Below are 18,909 nucleotides of genomic sequence, written 5' to 3' on the forward strand. Positions count from 1 at the left end.
AGCGCGGGCACGACGGGCGGGACGCCGCGGGCGTCGCGGCCGGGGGCACCCGCCGCCGTGACGGCCGCCGCGGCCAGGGCGCCGACCGTCGCCGAGGCGGTCGCGGCCTGCGCGCGCACGGGCGCCGAGCCGCTCGACCCGTGCACCTCGTCGCGGCTGAGGTCGGTGACGCCGAGGGTGTGCACGCCGACGACGAGGGCCGGCACGAGCCCGCGCGCCGTGCCGCCGCGGCTCGCGGTGGCGCCCAGCAGCACGTCGAGCGCGCGGGTCAGCGACATGCTGACCGGCGCGAGCGGACCGCGCTTGCCGGCGAGGTCGTACGTCCACACCGCGGCGGCGAGCAGCCCGGCGACGCCGACCGCCCGGCGCCCGCCGGCGAGACCCGCGACGGCGACGCCGGCCGCGGTGAGGCCGCCCGCCAGGGCGAGCGCCTCCTCCGGCCGGACCCGACCGCTCGGCACCGGTCGCTCGGGGCGTTCCAGCGCGTCGAGCTCGCGGTCGCCCCAGTCGTTGAGCGCCATGCCGGCCCAGTACAGGCACAGCGACGAGGCGGGCAGCAGCCACGCGCGCGGGGCGGCGGGACCGCCGCCCGCGGCGAGGCCGACGAGCGTGTCGCCGGGGACCGTCACCGCGGCGGGCAGGCGCACCAGCTCGGCGAGGTCCCGCAGGGCAGGGCTCAACGACGCTCCCGACCGGCGAGGTCCTGCGCGAGCCCGGTGAGCGCGACCCACTGCGGGGCCAGGGCGTGCTCGTCGGAGCCGAGGGGGTTCTTGAAGAAGAAGCCGAGCTCCGCGACCGGTCCGGTCCGCCCGGCCTCGTCGCACGCGGCCAGCAGCCGCACGAGGTCGAGCACGAGGGGGGCGGCCAGCGCGGAGTCGCAGCCGTTCCACGTGAACTGCAGCGTCATCCGCGTCCCGAGGAAGCCGGAGAACGTGACGAGGTTCATCGCGGTCTTCCAGTCGCCGAGCTCCGCGACGTAGTCGATGCGGACGGGGCCGGACACCTGCCGACCGACCATCGCCTCGAGGCCCGCGGCCTTGGTCGTGGTCTTGCTGAGCGCGGCGTGCGGGTCCGACAGGGCGCGGCCGTCGCCGCCGCCCAGCACGTTGAACGACGACCACGACGTGAGCTCCAGCGCCCGCTGCACGAACATGGGGGCCAGGGTCGACTTCAGCAGCGTCTCGCCGGTCTTGCCGTCGCTGCCGGCCCAGACGGCACCGCGCTCGCGGCCGAGCGCGGCGACGGCGGGGACGTCCACCCCGGGGCTGGGCGTGAACGCCACGACGGACGCGCCCACCTCGAAGGCCGCCCACGCGTACTCCGCGGCGGGCGGCAGCGGGGAGCGGCCCGCGTCCCAGGCGGCGCGCACCGTGTCCGGCGTGGCGAGGTCGGCGGCGTGCTCCGCGGGGACGGGGGGCTGCGTGCTCGACACGTCGACGACCACGAGCCGGGCGAGCGAGTGCTCGGCCACGAAGCCGCGCAGGTCGGCGACGAGCGCCTCGACCCGCGCCCGCTGGTCGGGACCGGGGGAGGGGGCCGGCAGCACGGCGGCGTCGACGGCCTCCAGCTCCTCGCCGAGCGCGGCGACGAGGTCGCCGGGCACGACGCCCTGCGCGGCCAGCTCCTCGGCCCGCTTGCGCAGCGGCACCTGGGAGGTGTCGTGCCCGCCGACGACAAGCCGGTCCAGCGGCACGAGGCCCGCGACCGCGACGTCGGGCAGCTCGCTGACCAGACCGGTCGTGGGCGCGAGCCGCGCGCGCACGGCGAGGGCGCCGAGGACGGCGGTCGTCGCGACCGACCCGCGTCCACCGACGAGCCACACGCCGACGCGGCCCTCGCCGGACGCCTCAGGGACTCCTACGCTGCTGCGGTCGGCCGCTCTCGCGGCCTCGTCGGAAGGGCCGTCTCCGGTCCGGGGCACGTCCGTCTCGCGAACCACTTCGTCCACCGACCAAACGAACCACCTTTTGACTCGTTCGTCAATATCTTCTGGTCGTTGCCACCAGAAGTACCTGGTCACGAGCTCGTGTCAAGCCGCCGTGTGACGAGGACCACATCAATGCGGCCGGCCGGTCGTTACCGCGTCGTGACCTGCGGGGACCCGCGGGGCCGCGGCCGCGCCGGCCCCGCCCGGCCCCCGGCCGGGGCCGCGGGCACTTGAGCGACCCGACCGTACCGCCGATGAGCCGGGGCGGAACCCGCACTCGACGCGAACCCGACACGAGAGACGAACCCGACATGCGACAGACGCCCAGCACCCCGTCCCGTCCCGACCGGCGCCCCGGCTCGGTCCTCCTGCTCGCGCTCCTCACCGCCGTCCTGGTCGTGACCGGGAGCGGCGCCGCGCAGGCCCTCGCCACGCCCCGTCCGACGGTCCGCTTCGCCCACGTGACGCCCGACAGGGCCCCCGGCTACCAGGGCCAGGTGACGTGCGACCCGAAGGAGCGCCCCGGCACCGTGGCGCTGCGGTCGCTGCTGCGCGCCACCTACGGCAAGGCCAACAGCGGCGGCATCGTCCGCTCGTGCTCGACCGGCGGGCGCAGCGAGCACAAGGAGGGGCGCGCCTACGACTGGATGCTCGACGCCAACCGCGCGTCGGACAAGGCGATGGCCGACGCGTTCCTCGCGTGGCTCACCGGGCCGGACCGCAACGGCTACCGCGGCGGCAACGCGCAGCGCCTCGGCGTGCAGTACGTCATCTGGAACAAGCGGCAGTGGTCCACGTGGGACAAGCGCTGGATCGCCTACAGGGGTGCGAGCCCCCACACCGACCACGTCCACATCTCGCTCACGTGGGACGGCGCCATGAAGCGCACCTCGTGGTGGGACGGTCACGAGGTCCTCAAGTTCGACCACGGCCCGTGCGTGCGCACGGCCGGCACGCTCGCCCCGCGCTACACGAAGGTCAACTACACGCCCTGCCCGAAGCCGCGCCCCTGACGGGTCCGGCGCACCGGGGGGCCGGCCCGTCAGCCCGTGCGGTGACGCGGGCGGCCGGGCCGGCCGGGCCGCACCTGTCGGGGCGAGCCGTCGGTGGTGCCCCGGTCGCGGCGCACCTGCACCTTGCGGCCCTTGACCCGCGAGGCCTGCAGCGCGTGGATGACCTCGGTGGCGGCCGCGTCGGGGACGTCGACGAGCGTGAAGCGCTCGGTGATTACGACCGGGCCGATGTCGCGGCCGGACAGCCGGGACTCACCCGCGATGGCCCCGACGATGTCCTGCGGCCGCATGCCGCCCGCCTTGCCGACGCTGACGAACAGCCGCGCCTTGCCCGGCGCCGGACCCTCGCGGTCGGCGCGCGGCCGGACCCCGTCGGAGCCGTCCCGGCCGCCGCGCGAGGGGCCCTCCTCCCGCCACGCCCGGATCGGCACCTGCGGGATCTCCTCCTCGTCCTGCGAGCCGCGGCGGGAGTCGGCGACGAGCGCGACCGCCGCGAGCAGCAGGTCGTCGGTGCCGGAGCCGGCCGGCAGGTCGGCGAGCACCGTGTCGCGGACCGCGACGAGCTCCTCGAGGTCGTCGCGGCCCACCGCCTCCCGCAGCGCGGCGGCGGTGTCGTCGAGCCGGCGCGCGCGCAGGTCCGCGACGCTCGGCAGCGGGAGCAGCGGCACCTGCCGGCCCGTGACCCGCTCGACGGCCTGGATCTGGCGGCGCTCGCGCGGCGTGGCGAGGGTGAGGGCGACGCCCTCCCGGCCGCCGCGCCCCACGCGCCCGGTGCGGTGCACGTAGGACTCCGGGGCCGAGGGCACGTCGTAGTTCACGACGTGGGTGAGGTGGTCGATGTCGAGCCCGCGCGCGGCGACGTCGGTCGCGACGAGCAGCTCCGCGGCCTGCGAGCGCACGCGCCCCATGACCCGGTCGCGCTGCTCCTGGCTCATGCCGCCGTGCAGCGCCTCCGCGCGGTACCCGCGCGCCCCCAGGGTCTCCGTCACCTGCTCGACCTCGTCGCGGGTGCGGCAGAACACGATCGTGGCGACGGGCTGCTCGATGTCGAGCAGGCGGCCGAGCGCGGCCGGCTTGTGGGCGCGGTCGACGAGGTACGCCACCTCGCGGACGCGGGGCGCCTCGCCCTCGGCGGGCACCTCCCGCTCGATGCGGATGCGCTCCGGGTCCCGCAGGTGCGTGCGGGCGATGGTCTCCAGCCGCCGCGGCATGGTCGCGGAGAACAGCACCGTCTGCCGGGCGGAGGGGGTCGCGTCGAGGACCTGCTCGAGCTCCTCCGCGAAGCCCATGTCGAGCATCTCGTCGGCCTCGTCGAGGACGACGGTCCGCACGTGCGACAGGTCGAGCGAGCGCCGGTCCAGCAGGTCGACGGCCCGCCCCGGCGTCGCGACCACGACGTCGACGCCGCGCTGCAGCTCCTTGACCTGCCGCACGACGGGCTGCCCGCCGTAGACCGGCAGCGTCCGCACGCCGAGGGTGCGGCCGTAGCGCAGCAGGGCCTGCGACACCTGGACGCACAGCTCGCGGGTCGGCACGAGCACGAGCGCGGCCGGCGCGCCGCCGCTGCGGGCGGGGGTGTCGTCGTCGCGGGCGTCGGCGACCTGCTGCAGCAGCGGCAGGGCGAAGGCGGCGGTCTTGCCCGTGCCGGTCGCGGCCTGCCCGAGCAGGTCCGACCCGGTCAGCAGGACGGGGACCGCCTCGGTCTGGATGGGCGTCGGCTCCTCGTACCCGAGGTCCGCGAGCGCGTCGAGCAGCTCAGCGCGCAGGCCGAGGGAGTCGAAGGTCATGCCTCCAGTGTCCCGCCTGCGGGGGGTGCCCCGCGCAGGGCCGCCCGCAGGGCCGACTTGTCGGTCTTGCCGGTGCCGCCGCGGGGCAGCGCGTCGACCCACCGGACGACGCTGGGGGCGGCCGCGTCGCCGAGGCGTGCGCGCACCCACGCGCGCAGCTCGGCGTCGGACGGGCGGGTCAGGGCGCGGATCGCGCGGCCGTCGTCGGGGCCGTCGTCGCGGCCGTCGTCGGGGTCGTCGCCGCGCGCGACGAGGACCACCGCGACGGTCTCCCCGGCCCGGTCGTCGGGCACGGCCACGCACGCGCTCTCCGCGACGGCGGGGTGGGCGTCGAGCACCCGCTCGACCTCCGCGGCGAAGACCTTGGTGCCGGCGCGGTTCACCATGTCCTTGACCCGGTCCAGCAGCGTGAGCACGGGGCCCGCCCCGTCGCGGCGCACCACGCCGACGTCCCCGGTGCGGAACGCGCCCGCCCGCACGGCGGCCGCGGTCGCCCCGGCGTCGTCGGCGTAGCCGGTCGTCACGAGCGAGGAGCGCAGCCACACTTCGCCGGCCTCGCCGTCCGGCAGCACCCGGCCGTCCTCGTCGCGCGTCGTCACCTCGACGACCTCCAGCGGACGTCCCGCCGCGCCCGGGTGCTCCCACAGCTCACGTCCCCGCAGCACCGTGGCGGGGGAGTGGGTCTCGCTCAGGCCGTAGACGTTGAGCAGCTCCGTGCGTGGCAGCCGCTCGGCGAGGCCGTCGCGCAGCCGGTCGGGGAACGGCGAGCCCCCCGCCCCGGCCAGTCGCAGGCGCGGCAGCGCCGAGGCGGCCAGGCCCGGCTCGCGCAGCGCGAGCAGCCACCACGACGGGACCGCGTACGCCCACGCGACGTCGAACGCCGCCAGCTGCTCGACCCACGTCCGAGGCGAGCCCGTCGGGAGCATGACGAGGCGCGCGCCGGACAGCAGGGCCGGCAGCACGTGGGCGTGCATCGCGCTGATGTAGCCGAGGGAGAACAGGACCCCGGTGGACTCCCCGGGCGCCAGGCGCAGGAGGCGGTCGTAGGCCAGGCCGGAGTGCACCGACGCCCGGTGCACGACCTGGCTCGCCTTGGGTCGGCCGGTCGTGCCGGACGTGTAGACGACCTGGTACGCCTGCTCGGGCCGCGCGGGGGTCCGCGTGGCCTGGAAGCGCTGCCAGTCCTCGGTCCGGGGGTCGCCGACGGAACCCAGCGCCGGGACCCGCCGGACGCCCGGCAGGTCGCGGACCGCGTCGCGGGCGAGCGTCGCGTGCGTGTCGTCGTCGGGCTCGTGCAGCAGCCACCGGCACCGTGAGCGCGTCAGCTGGTAGCGCCACTGGTCGACGGCCAGCCGCGGCGACAGCCCGACCGCGACCGCCCCGGTCGCCGCGCACGCGAGCAGCGCGACGAGGTGGTCGCCGCTGTTCGCGGCCGCGATGCCGACCCCGTCGCCGGGCTGCAGCCCCGCCGTCGCCCAGGCGCGCGCGGTCGCGACGACGTCGAGGGCGAGCCGGTGCGCGGTCCGCGTGGTGCCGTCTCGGGCGTCGACGACCGCGACCGCGTCCGGGTCACGGCGCACCGCGAGGTCGAGCACGTCCAGGACGTCCCGGGGGCGCGGCCGGTACGACAGCACCTCGCCGCCGCACCACGGCTCGCGGACGACCTCGACGGCGTCCCGTTCCCAGCCCGCGCCCACGCCGTCAGCGGGCGAGGACCGGCTCGCCGAGCAGGTGCCCCTGCCCGAACGGCACGCCGAGCCGGCGCAGCACGCGCGCGTCGGCCTCCCGCTCGATGCCCTCCGCCACGATCTGCGCGCCGCTTCTGCGCGCGAACCACGTGAGGGCCGACACGAGGGACTGCCGCACCTCGTCGCCCGCGACCCCGTCGACGAGCAGGCGGTCGAGCTTGATGAGGTCGGGCGACAGCTCGAGGATGCGGTGCAGCCCCGCGTACCCGGTGCCCGCGTCGTCGACGGCGACCCGCGCCCCGCGCCCGCGCAGCGCGGACAGCCGCTCGCGCAGCACGTCGTAGTCCGGCACGCCGGTCTGCTCGGTGAGCTCGACGACGAGCCGGGCGAGCACGGAGTCGTCGAGGCCGTCGACCAGATCGCCCATCGACTCCGAGCAGACGGCGGCGGCGGAGGCGTTGACCGCGAGGTAGGCGCCGGGAGGCAGGTCGGGCAGGCGCCGCAGCGCGGCCCGGACCGCGACGAGCTCGAGCTCCACCCCGAGGCCGACGGTGGCGGCGAGCGCGAACCACCCGTCCGGCGCGCGCCCGTCGGGGAAGCGGGCGAGCGCCTCGAACCCGACGACGCGCAGGTCCTCCAGCGCGAGGACGGGCTGCAGCGCGATCTCGGGCGGGCGCTCGTCGAGCGCGCCCTGCACACGGGTGCGGTCTCGGGCGAGCTCGTCGCCGGGCCTGGCCTCCCGCTCCAGGTGGGTGGCGAGCAGGCGCGCGACGAGGCGGAGGACGCCGAGCTCGCGGGCCTGCAGCTGCGGGTCCGGCTCGCGCGTGAAGCCGCACAACGTCCCGTACACCGACCCGTCGCTCAGCCGGATGGGCACGCTGAGGTGGGTGCCGACGGGCAGCTGCGTCGTGCCGGGCAGGTCGGCGACGGACGGCTCGTGCCGGGCGTCCGGGACGAACTCCGGGGTGCGGCCGTCCGCCACGCGGGCGCAGTACGACTCCTCGAGCGGGTCGCACGTGCCGACCGGCAGGACGGGCGGCCCGTCGAGCCGCTCGGCGACCGTCCGGATACGGCGCTGGCCGCCCTCGAACACGCCGACGAAGGCGACGTCCATGCCGAGGTGCTCCCGCAGCCCGGCGACGACGAGCTGCAGCGTGCTGTCGGTGTCCTGCCGACGCCCGGCCGCGAGGTCGTCCGCGACCTGCAGCAGGCCCAGCAGGTCGATCGTCGACGTGCCCGACCCGGTCCCGTCGTGCGTCACCTCGGGTGCCACCTCCCCAATGCGGACCCCCCGGTCCTCGTCCTTCCCCCGCCCCCAGTGAACCGGACGCGGGCCTCCGGTCGCAGCAAGTTACATCTGGTGGCGCAACGTACGGCCCGGCCGGGGCGACGGCATCCCTCCGCCACCCCGGCCGGGTTCCTCCCTACCCGACGGGGCGCGCGTCACGCCTGGTCGTGTCCTCGTGTCCTCGTGTCCTCGTGTCCTCGTGTCCTCGTGTGTCCTCGTGTCCTCGTGTCCTCGGGCGCCGGGGCCGGTCCGCAGCCGGGCCGTGCGGGTGGCGGCGGCTGCGCCACCGGTCGCGGCGGCGTGGGCGTGGCACGCTCCCCGGGTGGGCCCGACGTCACCGGTGCTGCTGCTCACCCGTCCCTCGCTGCCGGGGGACGACGCGCTGGGCGCCGCCGCGGCGGCCGGCACCCGCATCGTCCGGGCGCCGGGGGCCGACCCGGACGGCGCCGCGCTGGCCCGCCGGGTGACCGGCTGCGGCGCCGGGGCCGTGCTCGCGCTCGGCGTCGACCCGCTGGACGCGGCCTTCTTCGACGGCGTCGCCGGCAGCGGGCTGCGCGGCGTGGCCCTTGCCGCCGCGGGCCACGACAACGTCGACCTCGACGCTGCGGCCCGCGCGGGCGTCGTCGTGACGAACACGCCCGGGGTGCTCGCCGAGACCGTGGCCGACACGGCGCTCGCGCTCGTGCTCATGGCCCGGCGGCGTCTCGTGGAGGCCACCGACGACATGCGGGCGGGGCGGTGGGAGGGCTTCGCCATGGACGGCTGGCTCGGGCTCGACGTGCACGGTGCGGTGCTCGGGGTCCTCGGCTACGGCGGGATCGGCCGGGCGGTCGCACGCCGCGGCCGTGGCCTCGGCATGCGGGTGCAGCACCTGCGCCGCGCCTCCGCCCCCTCCGACGACGTGTCGACGGCGGTCGGCTTCGACGAGCTGCTGACGGGCAGCGACGTCCTCGTGGTCGCCCTGCCCCTCACCGACGGGCCGACCGGCACGCGCGGGCTCCTCGACGCGGCCGCGCTGGCTCGGATGCGCCCGACGGCCACCCTGGTCAACGTCGGTCGCGGGCCGCTCGTCGTGGAGGCCGACCTCCTCGCCGCGCTGCGCTCCGGGCGGCTGCACTCGGCCGGGCTCGACGTGTTCGAGGGCGAGCCGCGACGGGACCCGGACGACCCGGTGCTGCGGACCCCTGGCCTCGTCGTGTTGCCGCACGTCGGCTCCGCGAGCGAGCAGACGCGCGCCGCCATGACCGGTCTCGCGGTGCGCAACTGCCTGGCCCTGCTGGCCGGGGAGGAGCCGCCGACGCCGGTGCGGCGGCGGTTAGGGTGACGTCCCGGTGCCCGCCCGGGCCGCCTGCCCCGCACCGGCCGGGTGGGTGACCTCGGCCCGTCACCCCATCCGGTCGGCGCCGCCGCGGCGTACCTGTGATCGAGAGCCGGTGGTCGGACCGACAGCGGTCCACGAGCAGGCGACGGAGGAACGGTGGCAGGACCCGAGGACCCGGGAGACGGCGAGGAGCACGCCCGCCAGGCCGAGCAGGCCCGGCTGCGCGGGCTCGTCCAGCTGACCGCGCGCGGGGACGAGGCGGCGTTCGAGGAGCTGTACGACGCGCTCGCCGCGACCGTCTTCGGCGTCTGCCGCCGCGTGCTGCGCGACCCCGCGGAGGCCGAGGAGGTGGCGCAGGAGGTGCTGCTGGAGCTGTGGCGGACCGCGACGCGCTACGACCCCGGCCGCGGCGGGGTGCGCTCCTGGGCGGTGACCGTCGCGCACTCGCGGGCCGTGGACCGTGTCCGCTCGCGCGAGCGACGGCGGGCGCGGGAGGAGGCGACGGCGCTGCCGGAGCCACCCGCGGTCGACGAGGTCGCCGAGGCCGCGGTCTCGGCCCTGGAGGGCCGCCGGGTGCGCCGGGCCATGGCGTCGCTGAGCGACGTGCAGCGCGAGTCGGTCCGGCTCGCCTTCTACGGCGGGCACACGCACCGCGAGGTGTCCGCGCTGCTGGGCGTGCCCCTCGGCACGGTCAAGACACGCATCCGCGACGGGCTCGCCCGCCTGCGGACGCAGCTGGAGCCGGACGACCTGCGTCCGGCCGCAGGGCTCGGGCGCACCGGGCGGACGGAGGTGGCCCGGTGAGGTCGGACGCGCACGCACTGGTCGCCGCATACGCGGTCGACGCCCTCGACGCGGCGGAGGACGCAGACGTCGAGGCCCACCTCGCGGAGTGCGAGGTGTGTCGCGAGGACCTGCTCGAGCACCGGGAGACGCTCGCGACGCTCGCGGCGGCGACCGCCGAGGCGCCGCCGGCGCGGTTGCGGGCCTCCGTCCTCGCCCGCGTCCGCACGACGCCGCAGCTGCCGCCGCTCGAGCCGGCCGGCGTCTCCGCCGACAGCACCGAGCACCGTAGCGAGCACCGCGGGGAGCGTGAGGACCGCGGCGAGGACCGCAGCGAGGACCGCGGCGAGGACCGCAGCGAGGACCGCAGCGAGGACCGCAGCGAGGACCGCACCGCGGCCACCGCGGCGGCGGCTCCTGCCACGACCCCCGCCGCGACCCCCGCGGCGACCCCCGCCACGAGTCAGGCCACGAGTCAGGCGACGACCGCCGGCGCGCCGGCCGGCTCGCCGGGCGTGCCCGGTACCCGCGCGGCCGAGGACGTGCGCGAGCAGCCGACCGAGCCGTCGCCGGCACCGGGCCGGACCGGAGGGCCCCGGGCGGGGCGCTCGCTGCTCGCCCTCGCCGCCTCGGTGCTCGCCGTGGCGGCCATCGGCCTCGGCGTGTGGGGCGTGGGGACCGCGAACCGGCTCGACGACGTCCGCGCGCAGCAGGCCGCCGTGCAGCAGGTGCTCGCCGCCGACGACGTGACGTCGTTCAGCGGGCGCCCGCAGCTCGGCGAGGGCGTCCAGGGCGACGAGGTGTACGTGCTCGTGAGCCAGGAGGCCGACGCGGCCCTGCTGCTGCCGGCCGGGCTGCCCGCCGCACCCGACGGGTCGACGTGGCAGGCCTGGACGGTCGAGGGCGGCGAGCCGGTACCGGCCGGGCTCTTCGACACGCGCGGCGGCGAGGCGGTGGCCCTCGCGGGCGGGGTGTCGGGCGTCGAGGCGGTCGCGGTCAGCCTGGAGCCGTCGGGCGGCTCCGACGCGCCGACGACCGACCCGGTGCTCGTGGTCCCCATCGCCTGAACGGGGTGGGCCTAGGATTGCGCGGGGTGACCCGACCAAAAGCCCTCCGAGACGACGGGAGACGACGATGTCGACCCGTAGCACCGCCGCCCCGGCCGACCAGCTGACGGTCCGGCGCTCGAACCTGAGCCTGGTGCTCACGCACCTGCGGGACGCCGGTCCGCGCTCGCGCGCCCGGGTGGCGGCCGACACCGGCCTCAACAAGGCGACGGTGTCCAGCCTCGTCGCCGAGCTCATCGAGCGCGGGCTCGTGCGCGAGGGCGACGTGCAGCGCATCGGCAGCGTGGGCCGCCCCGGGCTCATGGTGGAGCTCGCCGCGAGCACCGTGGTGGGGGTGGGCCTGGAGGTGAACGCCGACTTCGTCGACGTCACGGCCCTCGACCTCACGCACGGGGTCGTGCTGTCCGAGCGGACCGCCGCGGACATGCGCGCCCTCGGCGAGCAGGGCGGGATCGGCCTGCTCACCGACTGCCTGCGCTCGGCCCTCGACGCGCTCGTCGCCGCCGGCTGCACCGTCGTCGGGATCACGGTGGCGGTGCCCGCCCTCGTCGACTCCCGCCTCGGCCGCATCGCGATCGCGCCGAACCTCGGCTGGTCCGACTGCCCGATCGGCCCCCTCCTCACGGAGGCGACCCGCGGCCACCCCGCCTTCGGCGCGGCCGCCGAGGTCCCCGTCATGGTGGACAACGACGCGAACCTCGGGGCCATCGCCGAGCACGCGGTCGGCGTCGGCCGGGACGTCGACGACCTCGTGTACCTCGCCGGTGAGGTGGGTGTCGGCTGCGGCGTGGTGGTCGACGGCGAGCTCGTGCGCGGGGCGACCGGGTTCACGGGCGAGATCGGCCACGCACCGCTCAACCCGCGCCTCGACCGCTGCGGGTGCGGCCGCGTGGGCTGCTGGGAGACGCAGGTGGGACTGGGGGTGCTCCTCACCGGCTGCGCGCACGGCCCCGACGACGTGCTCCTCGACCCCGAGACGGACATCGACGGACGGCTCGCGGTCGTGAGGCAGCGTGCCGCGGCCGAGGACGAGCGCACCTGCGCGACGCTCGAGCGGGTCGGCATCGCCCTCGGGCTCGGCGCGAGCGTGCTCGTCAACATCGTGAACCCCCGGGTGCTCGTGCTCGGTGGGTACTTCGCCCTGCTGGCGCCGCTGCTGCGCGGCTACGTGGTCGACACCCTGCTCGAGCGGGTGGTGGCCCCGGACGGCGGCGGGGTGGACGTGCGGGCCTCCACGTTCGGCTTCGCGGCCGCGAGCCGGGGCGGCGCCGTGGTCGCCCTGCAGGAGGTCTTCGCCGACCCGACCCGCGTGGCGGGGACCACCGCCGGCTGAGGCGGGACCGGGTCGCCCAGGAGGAACAGCAGCCAGATCACGGCGAGGACGACGGGGAGCGCGAGGGCGGTCAGCACCATGGCCGGGACGCTAGGGAGCACCCCGGACACAACCCCGCTCGCGGCCCCGGGTGGGTCCGGACCGGCTCTCCTGCCCCCCCGGCCTCAGCGGGCCAGCGCGTCGACCGCGGCGGAGAAGACGCCGGGCAGGCGCTGCGCCGCCGGCACGAGCGCGCGGCGCGCGAGCGGCACGGACGTCACGGCCAGCAGCCCCTCGGTGAGCACCCGCGGGCGGCGCTCGACGCGCGCGAGCCTGCGCTCGTAGTCGCGGGCGTCGTCGGCCAGCACGCACGCGACGGCCTCCTCGGCCGCCGCGAGGCCCACCCGCAGACCCTCGCCGGTGAGCGCGTCCACGTAGCCCGCGGCGTCGCCCACCAGCAGCACCCGCCCCTGCCGTCGGCGCCGGACGCGCTGCCGCAGCGGACCGGCGCCGAGCACCGGCGAGGCCGGCTCGGCCGACGCCAGGCGCGCGGCGAGCTGCGGCAGCCGCTGCAGGTGCGCGTCGAAGGAGCGCCGCCGCGACGACAGCACCGCCACACCCACGAGGTCCGGCGCGACGGGCGTCACGTACGCCTCGACGTCCTCGGCCCAGAGCACGTCGACCCACGGCGACCACGGCGCCGTGCGCACGTGCCGGCGGAGCCCGAAGCGCGCGGGCGCGCCCGGGGCGCTCGGCCGCGCGAGACCGAGCGCGCGCCGGACGGGGGAGTGCAGGCCGTCGGCCGCGAGGCACCAGCGCGCGCGGACGCCCGCGACCGTCACCCCGGCCGGGTCCTGCACCGGGGTGCCGGCGCGCGCCCGCACCACCCGGACGCCGAGCTCGCGGGCGCGCTCGGCGAGGGCGTGGGACAGGACCGTACGCCGCACCCCGAGGCCGGGACCGGCCCGGAAGTCGGCCGTGACGGCGTGGCCGGGCGCGAGGTACCGGATGCCGCGGAAGGGGTGGCCACCGCCCGCGGCCGCCAGGTCGACGCCGAGGCGGTTGAGCCGGTCGACCGCGCCCGGCATGAGGCCCTCGCCGCACGCCTTGTCGACGGGGCCGTCGCGGGGCTCGACGACGGCGACCGTCAGGCCCGCCGCGGCCGCGCCGACCGCCGAGGCCAGCCCGACGGGTCCGCCGCCCACGACCACGACGTCGGCGTCGTGCCCGCTCACCCAGGGGTCCTCGACGCCAGCTCCGTGAGCGCCTGCTCCTCGACCCGCACCCGGTGCCGCAGCAGCACGAGGTCGGCGACGGTGAAGACGACCGCGGTGAGCCACGCCGAGTGCACGAGGGGCAGGGCGACGCCCTCCAGCACCACCGCCACGTAGTTCGGGTGCCGCAGCCACCGGTACGGCCCGCCCGTGACGAGCGGCAGGCCCGGGACGACGACGACGCGGGTGTTCCACTGCGGGCCCAGCGTCGTGATGCACCACCAGCGCAGGGCGTGGGAGGCGACGAGCAGCGCGAGCGCCGACCAGCCGAGCACCGGCACGAACGGGCGGTCCAGCAGCCACACCTCCAGCGGCGCGCCCACGAGCAGCGCGACGTGCAGGGCCACCATGACCGGGTAGTGGCCGGCGCCGCGCTCGACCCCGCCGCGCTCCTGGGCCCAGCGCAGGTGGCGCGCCGCGACGGCGAGCTCCACGAGCCGCGCGACGACGACGGCGCCGACGAGGACGAGGAACCACCCCTGGCTGGTCACGACGCGCCCGTCACCAGCGCAGCAGGACGAGCTCGGCGCAGAACCCCGGTCCCATCGCGAGCAGCAGCCCGGTGCTGCCGGGCGGGGGCGTGCGCTCGGCGAGCGTCGCCTCGAGGACCTGCAGCACCGAGACGCTCGACAGGTTGCCGACCTGGGCGAGCGAGCGCCACGTGAGGGCCAGGGCGTCGTCGTCGAGGCCGAGCGCCTCCTGCACCGCGAGGAGCACCTTCGGCCCGCCCGGGTGCGCGACGTACGTCGAGACGTCCGCGACGTCGAGGTCGTGGTCGGCGAGGAAGCCCTTGACGTCGGCCCCCAGGTGCGCGCGCACCAGGTCCGGCACGCCCGGGTCGAGCACGATCCGGAAGCCGCTCGCACCGATGTCCCAGCCCATCGTGCGCTCGGTGTCCGGGTACAGGCGGCTGCGCGTGGCGAGGACGCGCGGCGCACCCGGGGGTGCGTCGTCGTCACCGCCGGACCCGCGCAGCACGACGGCGGCCGCCCCGTCGCCGAACAGGCCGCTGGCGACGAGGTTGGCCCGCGACGTGTCGTCGCGCTGGAACGTCAGCGAGCACAGCTCGACGGCCACGAGGACGGCCACCGCCCCGGGCTCGCCGCGGACGGTGTCGTGCAGCCGGGCGACGCCCGCGGCGCCGGCGACGCAGCCGAGCCCGAACACCGGCAGCCGGCGGACGTCCTCACGCAGGCCGAGGCGGTGCACGAGGCGCGCGTCCAGCGACGGGACCGCGACCCCCGTCACGGTCGTCGACATGAGGACGTCGACGTCGCGCAGGCGCAGCCCCGCCGCCGCGACCGCCTCGCGCACCGCCCGCTCGGCGAGGTCGAGCGCCGCCTCGACGAACACGTCGTTGCTGGCGGTGAAGCCGCCGAGGTCCCGGTAGGCCTCGACGGGGAGCACGAGGTGGCGGGTGCGCACGCCCGCCGACGCGTGCACCTTGCGCAGCAGCGCGTGGTCGGCCGGGGCGGCGTCGGGCCCGAGCAGCACGTCCGCGAGCTCCTCGGTGATGCGCTGCTGCGGGTAGGTGTGCGGTGGCAGCACGCCACGGGCTGCGAGGAGCACCGACATACCGGCACGGTAGGCGCATGGCGAGGACCGCGCTCGGGCTCGCGCGCGCCTGCCACCCCGGGCCGACGCTGGCGGTCACCGCCTACGCGGCCGCGTGGGCCCTGCTGGGGGCCGGCGCCGCCGCGGGGCAGGCGCTGCTGGTCGCCGCCGCCGTGCTGGCCGGCCAGCTCTCGGTCGGGTGGTGCAACGACTGGGTCGACGCACCGGCGGACACCGCCGTCGGGCGGACGGAGAAGCCCGTCGCCGCGGGGCTCGTCACCCGGCGGACGGTCGGGGTGGCGGCGCTCGCCGCGCTCGGGGCGTGCGTGGTGCTGTCGCTCGCGCTCGGCCTCGCCGCGGGGCTCGTCCACCTGCTCGCCGTCGCGGCCGCGTGGGCCTACGACCTCGGCCTCAAGAGCACTGTCGTCAGCCCGCTGCCGTACGCCGTCGCGTTCGGCCTGCTGCCCGCGGTCGCGACGCTCGCCGTCGACGGCACGTGGCCGGCCGCGGGCGTGCTCGTGGCCACGGCCGCCCTCGGGGTCGCCGCGCACCTGGCGAACACCGTCCCCGACACCGAGAGCGACCGCCTCGCGGGGGTCCGCGGCCTGCCTCAGCGCATGGGTCCGCGCTCGAGCCTCGTGGCTGCGGGTGCCGCGCTCGCCGTCGCCGCGGCGGCCCTGCTCGTCGACGGCCTGGCGGGCCCGACGGCCCGCGCGCTGCTCGTCGCCGCGCTCGCGCTGGGCCTCGGCGTCGTCGTGCTGGCCCGGCGGCCCGGCGCCCGCCGGGGCCGAGCGGTCTTCTGGGCCGTGGTGGGCGCCGCGGGGCTCGTGGTGGCCGCGGTCCTCGTCGGGTGACGGGCGCGACGGGCGGGGAGTGGCTCGCGGGCCCGCGCCCCCCGTCAGCCCCCGCCGCCGTCAGTCGCCGCCGCCGCCGTCGCCGCCGTCGCCGTCGCCCGAGCCGTCCCCGGCGCCGCCGCGGTCCCCGAAGCCGTCCCGGTCCTCGGCGGGCACCAGCACCGGCACCCCGGCGTCGTCGCCGCCGAGCCGACCCAGGGCGCGCCGCAGCGCGAGCACGACCCGGGTCGCGTCCGGACCCATCGCGGCGGGCAGGGAGTTGAGGTGCGTGGCCAGCGCCCGACGTGCCCGCTGGTCGGGCAGGTCCACGACACGCCGGGACAGCCCCGCGACGCTCGCGAGCGCGGCCAGCGCGGCGTCCGCGGGCGCGGGCCGGCTCCCGCCGGGTCCGGCGGGGGCCAGCGCCCGCAGGAGGCGTTCCTCGGCGGCACGGCGGCGACGGGAGTCCGTCACGACGTGGCCGTGCCGCGGCACGAGGCCGAGCACGAGGTGCCGGTGCGGCTCCAGGACGCCGCCGGCGACGAGCCCGGCGGCCGTCACCTCGAAGGCCGCCGGGGCCCGCCGTTCGACCACGCGCGCGAGCCCGGTGACCTCCTCGGCCGGCAGCCGGCCGCCCGACAGGACGTCGTCCACGAGGCACGCGGCGGCGACGGGCAGCCGGACGGGGCCACGGGTCGTGTACCGGGCGCGCGACCCGACGGCGAGCAGGAGCAGGTCCCCGGCGACGGACACGGCGACGACGCTACGCCGCGCCGGTCCGCCGCGTCCGCCCGTCCGGTCCGCAGGCCCTGCGACTGGCACCCGCCCGCCGCAGGGCCCGTGCCTTGCCTCAGGCGAGAGCGGGCTCGGCGGCGCGGGCCGGGAGGGACCCGGCGCGGGCCACGCCGCGCACGGCCCGGTGGGCGACCGCGGCCGCGGTGAGGGTGAAGGCCCGGAGCCGGGCGACAGCCGGCTCGCCGGCGTCGAGCATGACGTCGAGCACGACGGGACGGACGCCGACGGCGGTCGCGCGGTCCGCGAGAGCGAAGAGCGTCGCGGCGTGCGCGTCCAGGCCGTCGCGCTCGACGGCCTCCGCGAGGTCGGTGACGGCCGTCCCGGTGAAGGCGGTGACGGAGGTGGCGTGGGTGCTGCGGTCCATGGTCGTGCTCCTCTCGGTGGGTCGGGCCCGACGGCGCTGGCGGGGACGTGTCCGCAGGTCACGGGCGGTTCCGCCGCACCTGCTGAGGTAACGGTAGGCACTGCGCATCATCACGTCCAACGATGCTTCATCATGATCCCGATCGCTTACGCTTATCACCATGGGACTGCTCGACGACATCCAGGTCCGCCACCTCCACGCCCTCGTCGCCGTCGCCGAGGAGGGCTCGTTCCGCGGTGCGGGGCACCTGCTCGGCTTCAGCCAGTCCGCGGTGAGCCAGCAGGTCGCGGGGCTCGAGCGAGCCGTCGGCATGGCGGTGTTCGACCGGCCGGGCGGGCCGCGGCCGCCGACCCTCACCCCGGCCGGCCGGCTGCTCCTGCGCCACGCCACCGCGGTGCTCGACCGCCTCGGCCAGGCGGCGGAGGAGCTCGAGCAGCTGCGGCTGGGGCGTAGCGGGCGCCTCGTCATCGGCACGTTCCAGTCGGTCTCGGTCCAGCTGCTGCCGCGGCTCCTCGGCCGCCTGCGCGAGGACGTCCCCGACCTCGACGTCCGGCTGTTCGAGGAGGAGGTCGTCGACCTCGTCGACCGGGTCGCGGACGACCGCCTCGACCTCGCCTTCGTCGTCGGGCCGGTGACGGACCCGCGCGTCGAGCACGTCCTGGTCCGTCAGGACCCCCTGCGCGTCGTCGTGCCGCTGTCGTGGGCCCCGGACGGTGCGACGTCGTACCCCCTCTCGGACCTCAACGGCCGGCCGATGATCGGGCAGAGCGTCCTCGACACCTACCAGCGCCGGATCGACGCGACCCTGCAGGCCGAGGGCGTCGACCCGGCGTACGTGTTCCGCACCAACGACAACGGGGCCGTCCAGGCGATGGTCCGCGCGGGCATCGGGGGCTCGGTAATGCCCGAGCTCGCCGTCGACACCGACGACGACGAGGTCCGCATCCTCGACCCCGACCCTGCGTTGCCGCTGCGCGACGTCGAGCTCGTGTGGCGCCGCGGGGCGACGCAGTCGCCGGCCGCGCGCCGCTTCGTCGAGCTCGCCGTCGCGGCGGCGACGTCCTCCGCCGTCGGCGAACTCTCTGGTGCAACGAGTGCAAGCGAGTAATCCTGCTTGCATGCGAAGCGACACGACGACGACCAAGGTGACGAGCTGGCTGCGCGGCCGGCTCCCGGACGCGTGGCACCCCGACGAGGCGACCGTGACCGTCGACCGGGAGGAGGTGGTGGTCGTGCTGCGGCTGCCGGGCCTGCCCGCGGACGGCGACGCACCCGACGCCGACGAGCTCGACGGCCGCATCCAGCGCTTCCGCTCCGACAGCCGGGCGGAACGCATGACCATCGCCGACGAGGCCGAGCGCCGCTACGGCCGCAAGGTCGCGTGGGGGGTGCGCGCGGGGGAGACCGAGGAGCTCTTCACCACCCTCGCCGTGCCCGTCATGACGAGGCTGCGCCAGCCCGAGCGCATCGTGCTCGAGACGCTCGTGGAGGCCGGGGTCGCGCGGTCGCGGGCGCACGCCCTCGCGTGGTGCGTGCGGCTCGTCGGACAGCACTCCGGGGACTGGCTCGAGGAGCTGCGGGCGGCCATGACGGCGGTGGAGAAGGTGCGCGACACCGGTCCCGCGGTGTGAGCCGTGGTGCGAGCCGTCGTGCGAGCCGTCGTGCGAGCCGCCGTGTGACAGGCCGGACGGGACTCGGCTAGGTTCTCCACGCCCCGCACGGCGGGGCACCACGGGTCCAGCGAAGTCCGGTGCGAAACCGGCGCTGTCCCGCAACTGTGGAGGGCCCGCGAGGGTCCCGAGCCAGGTCGCCTGGGCGCGTGGTCACGTACTGGTCCTCGGACGAAGGACGGTTCGTGTCGACGCCCCGTGGGGAGACGACCCGAGACCCAGCTCGTCCCCTC

18 protein-coding genes are annotated in these 18,909 nt (G+C 77.2%); 8 read left to right on the top strand and 10 right to left on the bottom strand.

The features are described 5' to 3' along the window. Together WAA21_RS11335 and WAA21_RS11340 are read right to left on the bottom strand one after the other, a co-directional pair. The coding region (locus WAA21_RS11335) for an SCO3242 family prenyltransferase (RefSeq protein ID WP_336922915.1) at positions 1-680 on the bottom strand (680 nt) is incomplete at its 3' end. Further along, positions 677-1,822, bottom strand: a complete 1,146-nt coding sequence (locus WAA21_RS11340) for an inositol-3-phosphate synthase (protein ID WP_336922916.1) — start codon at positions 1,820-1,822, stop codon at positions 677-679. The genes WAA21_RS11340 and WAA21_RS11335, both read right to left, overlap by 4 nt. Positions 1,823-2,238: 416 nt before the next feature. Here WAA21_RS11340 and WAA21_RS11345 point away from each other — a divergent pair, with 416 nt between their 5' ends. Further along, on the top strand, positions 2,239-2,940 hold the full coding sequence (locus WAA21_RS11345; protein WP_336922917.1) for a hypothetical protein: 702 nt from the start codon (positions 2,239-2,241) through the stop codon (positions 2,938-2,940). Between the two features lie 29 nt (positions 2,941-2,969). On the opposite strand, the gene WAA21_RS11350 is transcribed toward WAA21_RS11345, so the two are convergent. Genes WAA21_RS11350 through WAA21_RS11360 form a run of 3 tightly spaced genes read right to left on the bottom strand, consistent with a single transcriptional unit; the run spans position 2,970 to position 7,688 of the window. Further along, on the bottom strand, positions 2,970-4,727 hold the full coding sequence (locus WAA21_RS11350; protein ID WP_336922918.1) for a DEAD/DEAH box helicase: 1,758 nt from the start codon (positions 4,725-4,727) through the stop codon (positions 2,970-2,972). Next, complete coding sequence (locus WAA21_RS11355; protein ID WP_336922919.1) at positions 4,724-6,424, bottom strand: class I adenylate-forming enzyme family protein; 1,701 nt, start codon at positions 6,422-6,424, stop codon at positions 4,724-4,726. Before WAA21_RS11355 ends, WAA21_RS11350 begins: the two co-directional genes overlap by 4 nt. Positions 6,425-6,428: 4 nt before the next feature. Further along, the gene (locus tag WAA21_RS11360; protein ID WP_336922920.1) at positions 6,429-7,688 is read right to left on the bottom strand and encodes a sensor domain-containing phosphodiesterase; all 1,260 of its coding nucleotides are present in this window, start codon (positions 7,686-7,688) and stop codon (positions 6,429-6,431) included. Positions 7,689-8,025: 337 nt separating this feature from the next. Between WAA21_RS11360 and WAA21_RS11365 the strand changes: the two genes are divergently transcribed. The 4 genes from WAA21_RS11365 to WAA21_RS11380 all read left to right on the top strand — a co-directional run bounded on the left by WAA21_RS11365 (position 8,026) and on the right by WAA21_RS11380 (position 12,207). Then, a complete protein-coding gene (locus WAA21_RS11365; RefSeq protein WP_336922921.1) occupies positions 8,026-9,027 on the top strand; it encodes a 2-hydroxyacid dehydrogenase in 1,002 nt (333 codons plus the stop codon). Between the two features lie 153 nt (positions 9,028-9,180). Next, positions 9,181-9,828, top strand: coding sequence for an ECF RNA polymerase sigma factor SigK (gene sigK / locus WAA21_RS11370; protein WP_336922922.1), 648 nt, complete (start codon positions 9,181-9,183; stop codon positions 9,826-9,828). Then, complete coding sequence (locus WAA21_RS11375; RefSeq protein WP_336922923.1) at positions 9,825-10,874, top strand: anti-sigma factor; 1,050 nt, start codon at positions 9,825-9,827, stop codon at positions 10,872-10,874. Before sigK ends, WAA21_RS11375 begins: the two co-directional genes overlap by 4 nt. Before the next feature lie 67 nt (positions 10,875-10,941). Beyond that, positions 10,942-12,207, top strand: a complete 1,266-nt coding sequence (locus tag WAA21_RS11380) for an ROK family transcriptional regulator (RefSeq protein ID WP_336922924.1) — start codon at positions 10,942-10,944, stop codon at positions 12,205-12,207. A gap of 164 nt (positions 12,208-12,371) precedes the next feature. Here the strand turns inward: WAA21_RS11380 and WAA21_RS11385 are convergent, their stop codons facing one another. Genes WAA21_RS11385 through WAA21_RS11395 form a run of 3 tightly spaced genes read right to left on the bottom strand, consistent with a single transcriptional unit; the run spans position 12,372 to position 15,035 of the window. Next, entirely contained in the window at positions 12,372-13,421 is a 1,050-nt protein-coding gene (locus WAA21_RS11385; protein WP_336922925.1) for an NAD(P)/FAD-dependent oxidoreductase, read from the bottom strand. Continuing rightward, positions 13,418-13,951 (bottom strand): isoprenylcysteine carboxyl methyltransferase family protein, encoded by a 534-nt coding sequence (locus WAA21_RS11390; RefSeq protein WP_336922926.1) that lies wholly within the window; start codon positions 13,949-13,951, stop codon positions 13,418-13,420. Before WAA21_RS11390 ends, WAA21_RS11385 begins: the two co-directional genes overlap by 4 nt. 10 nt (positions 13,952-13,961) lie before the next feature. After that, positions 13,962-15,035, bottom strand: a complete 1,074-nt coding sequence (locus WAA21_RS11395) for a type III polyketide synthase (protein ID WP_336922927.1) — start codon at positions 15,033-15,035, stop codon at positions 13,962-13,964. A gap of 17 nt (positions 15,036-15,052) precedes the next feature. Here WAA21_RS11395 and WAA21_RS11400 point away from each other — a divergent pair, with 17 nt between their 5' ends. Next, positions 15,053-15,868, top strand: a complete 816-nt coding sequence (locus WAA21_RS11400) for a UbiA family prenyltransferase (RefSeq protein ID WP_336922928.1) — start codon at positions 15,053-15,055, stop codon at positions 15,866-15,868. Between the two features lie 60 nt (positions 15,869-15,928). Here the strand turns inward: WAA21_RS11400 and WAA21_RS11405 are convergent, their stop codons facing one another. Both WAA21_RS11405 and WAA21_RS11410 read right to left on the bottom strand, forming a co-directional pair. Continuing rightward, positions 15,929-16,600, bottom strand: coding sequence for a GPP34 family phosphoprotein (locus WAA21_RS11405; RefSeq protein ID WP_336922929.1), 672 nt, complete (start codon positions 16,598-16,600; stop codon positions 15,929-15,931). A 97-nt stretch (positions 16,601-16,697) separates the two neighbouring features. Further along, the gene (locus tag WAA21_RS11410; protein ID WP_336922930.1) at positions 16,698-17,006 is read right to left on the bottom strand and encodes a hypothetical protein; all 309 of its coding nucleotides are present in this window, start codon (positions 17,004-17,006) and stop codon (positions 16,698-16,700) included. A gap of 160 nt (positions 17,007-17,166) precedes the next feature. On the opposite strand from WAA21_RS11410, the gene WAA21_RS11415 reads away from it, so the two are divergent. Together WAA21_RS11415 and WAA21_RS11420 are read left to right on the top strand one after the other, a co-directional pair. Beyond that, on the top strand, positions 17,167-18,114 hold the full coding sequence (locus WAA21_RS11415) for a LysR family transcriptional regulator (RefSeq protein ID WP_336922931.1): 948 nt from the start codon (positions 17,167-17,169) through the stop codon (positions 18,112-18,114). Between the two features lie 10 nt (positions 18,115-18,124). Then, the gene (locus WAA21_RS11420) at positions 18,125-18,637 is read left to right on the top strand and encodes a hypothetical protein (protein WP_336922932.1); all 513 of its coding nucleotides are present in this window, start codon (positions 18,125-18,127) and stop codon (positions 18,635-18,637) included. Positions 18,638-18,909: the final 272 nt, after the last annotated feature.

Source organism: Aquipuribacter sp. SD81 (assembly GCF_037153975.1).
Taxonomy (GTDB): domain Bacteria; phylum Actinomycetota; class Actinomycetes; order Actinomycetales; family JBBAYJ01; genus Aquipuribacter.

What these genes read in the sequence shown, in the direction of transcription:
- WAA21_RS11395 (WP_336922927.1), bottom strand. Translation starts at nt 15,035, where the DNA reads ATGTCGGTGCTCCTCGCAGCCCGTGGCGTGCTGCCACCGCACACCTAC.
- WAA21_RS11345 (WP_336922917.1), top strand. Translation starts at nt 2,239, where the DNA reads ATGCGACAGACGCCCAGCACCCCGTCCCGTCCCGACCGGCGCCCCGGC.
- WAA21_RS11350 (WP_336922918.1), bottom strand. Translation starts at nt 4,727, where the DNA reads ATGACCTTCGACTCCCTCGGCCTGCGCGCTGAGCTGCTCGACGCGCTC.
- WAA21_RS11380 (WP_336922924.1), top strand. Translation starts at nt 10,942, where the DNA reads ATGTCGACCCGTAGCACCGCCGCCCCGGCCGACCAGCTGACGGTCCGG.
- WAA21_RS11420 (WP_336922932.1), top strand. Translation starts at nt 18,125, where the DNA reads ATGCGAAGCGACACGACGACGACCAAGGTGACGAGCTGGCTGCGCGGC.
- WAA21_RS11410 (WP_336922930.1), bottom strand. Translation starts at nt 17,006, where the DNA reads ATGGACCGCAGCACCCACGCCACCTCCGTCACCGCCTTCACCGGGACG.
- WAA21_RS11400 (WP_336922928.1), top strand. Translation starts at nt 15,053, where the DNA reads ATGGCGAGGACCGCGCTCGGGCTCGCGCGCGCCTGCCACCCCGGGCCG.
- WAA21_RS11415 (WP_336922931.1), top strand. Translation starts at nt 17,167, where the DNA reads ATGGGACTGCTCGACGACATCCAGGTCCGCCACCTCCACGCCCTCGTC.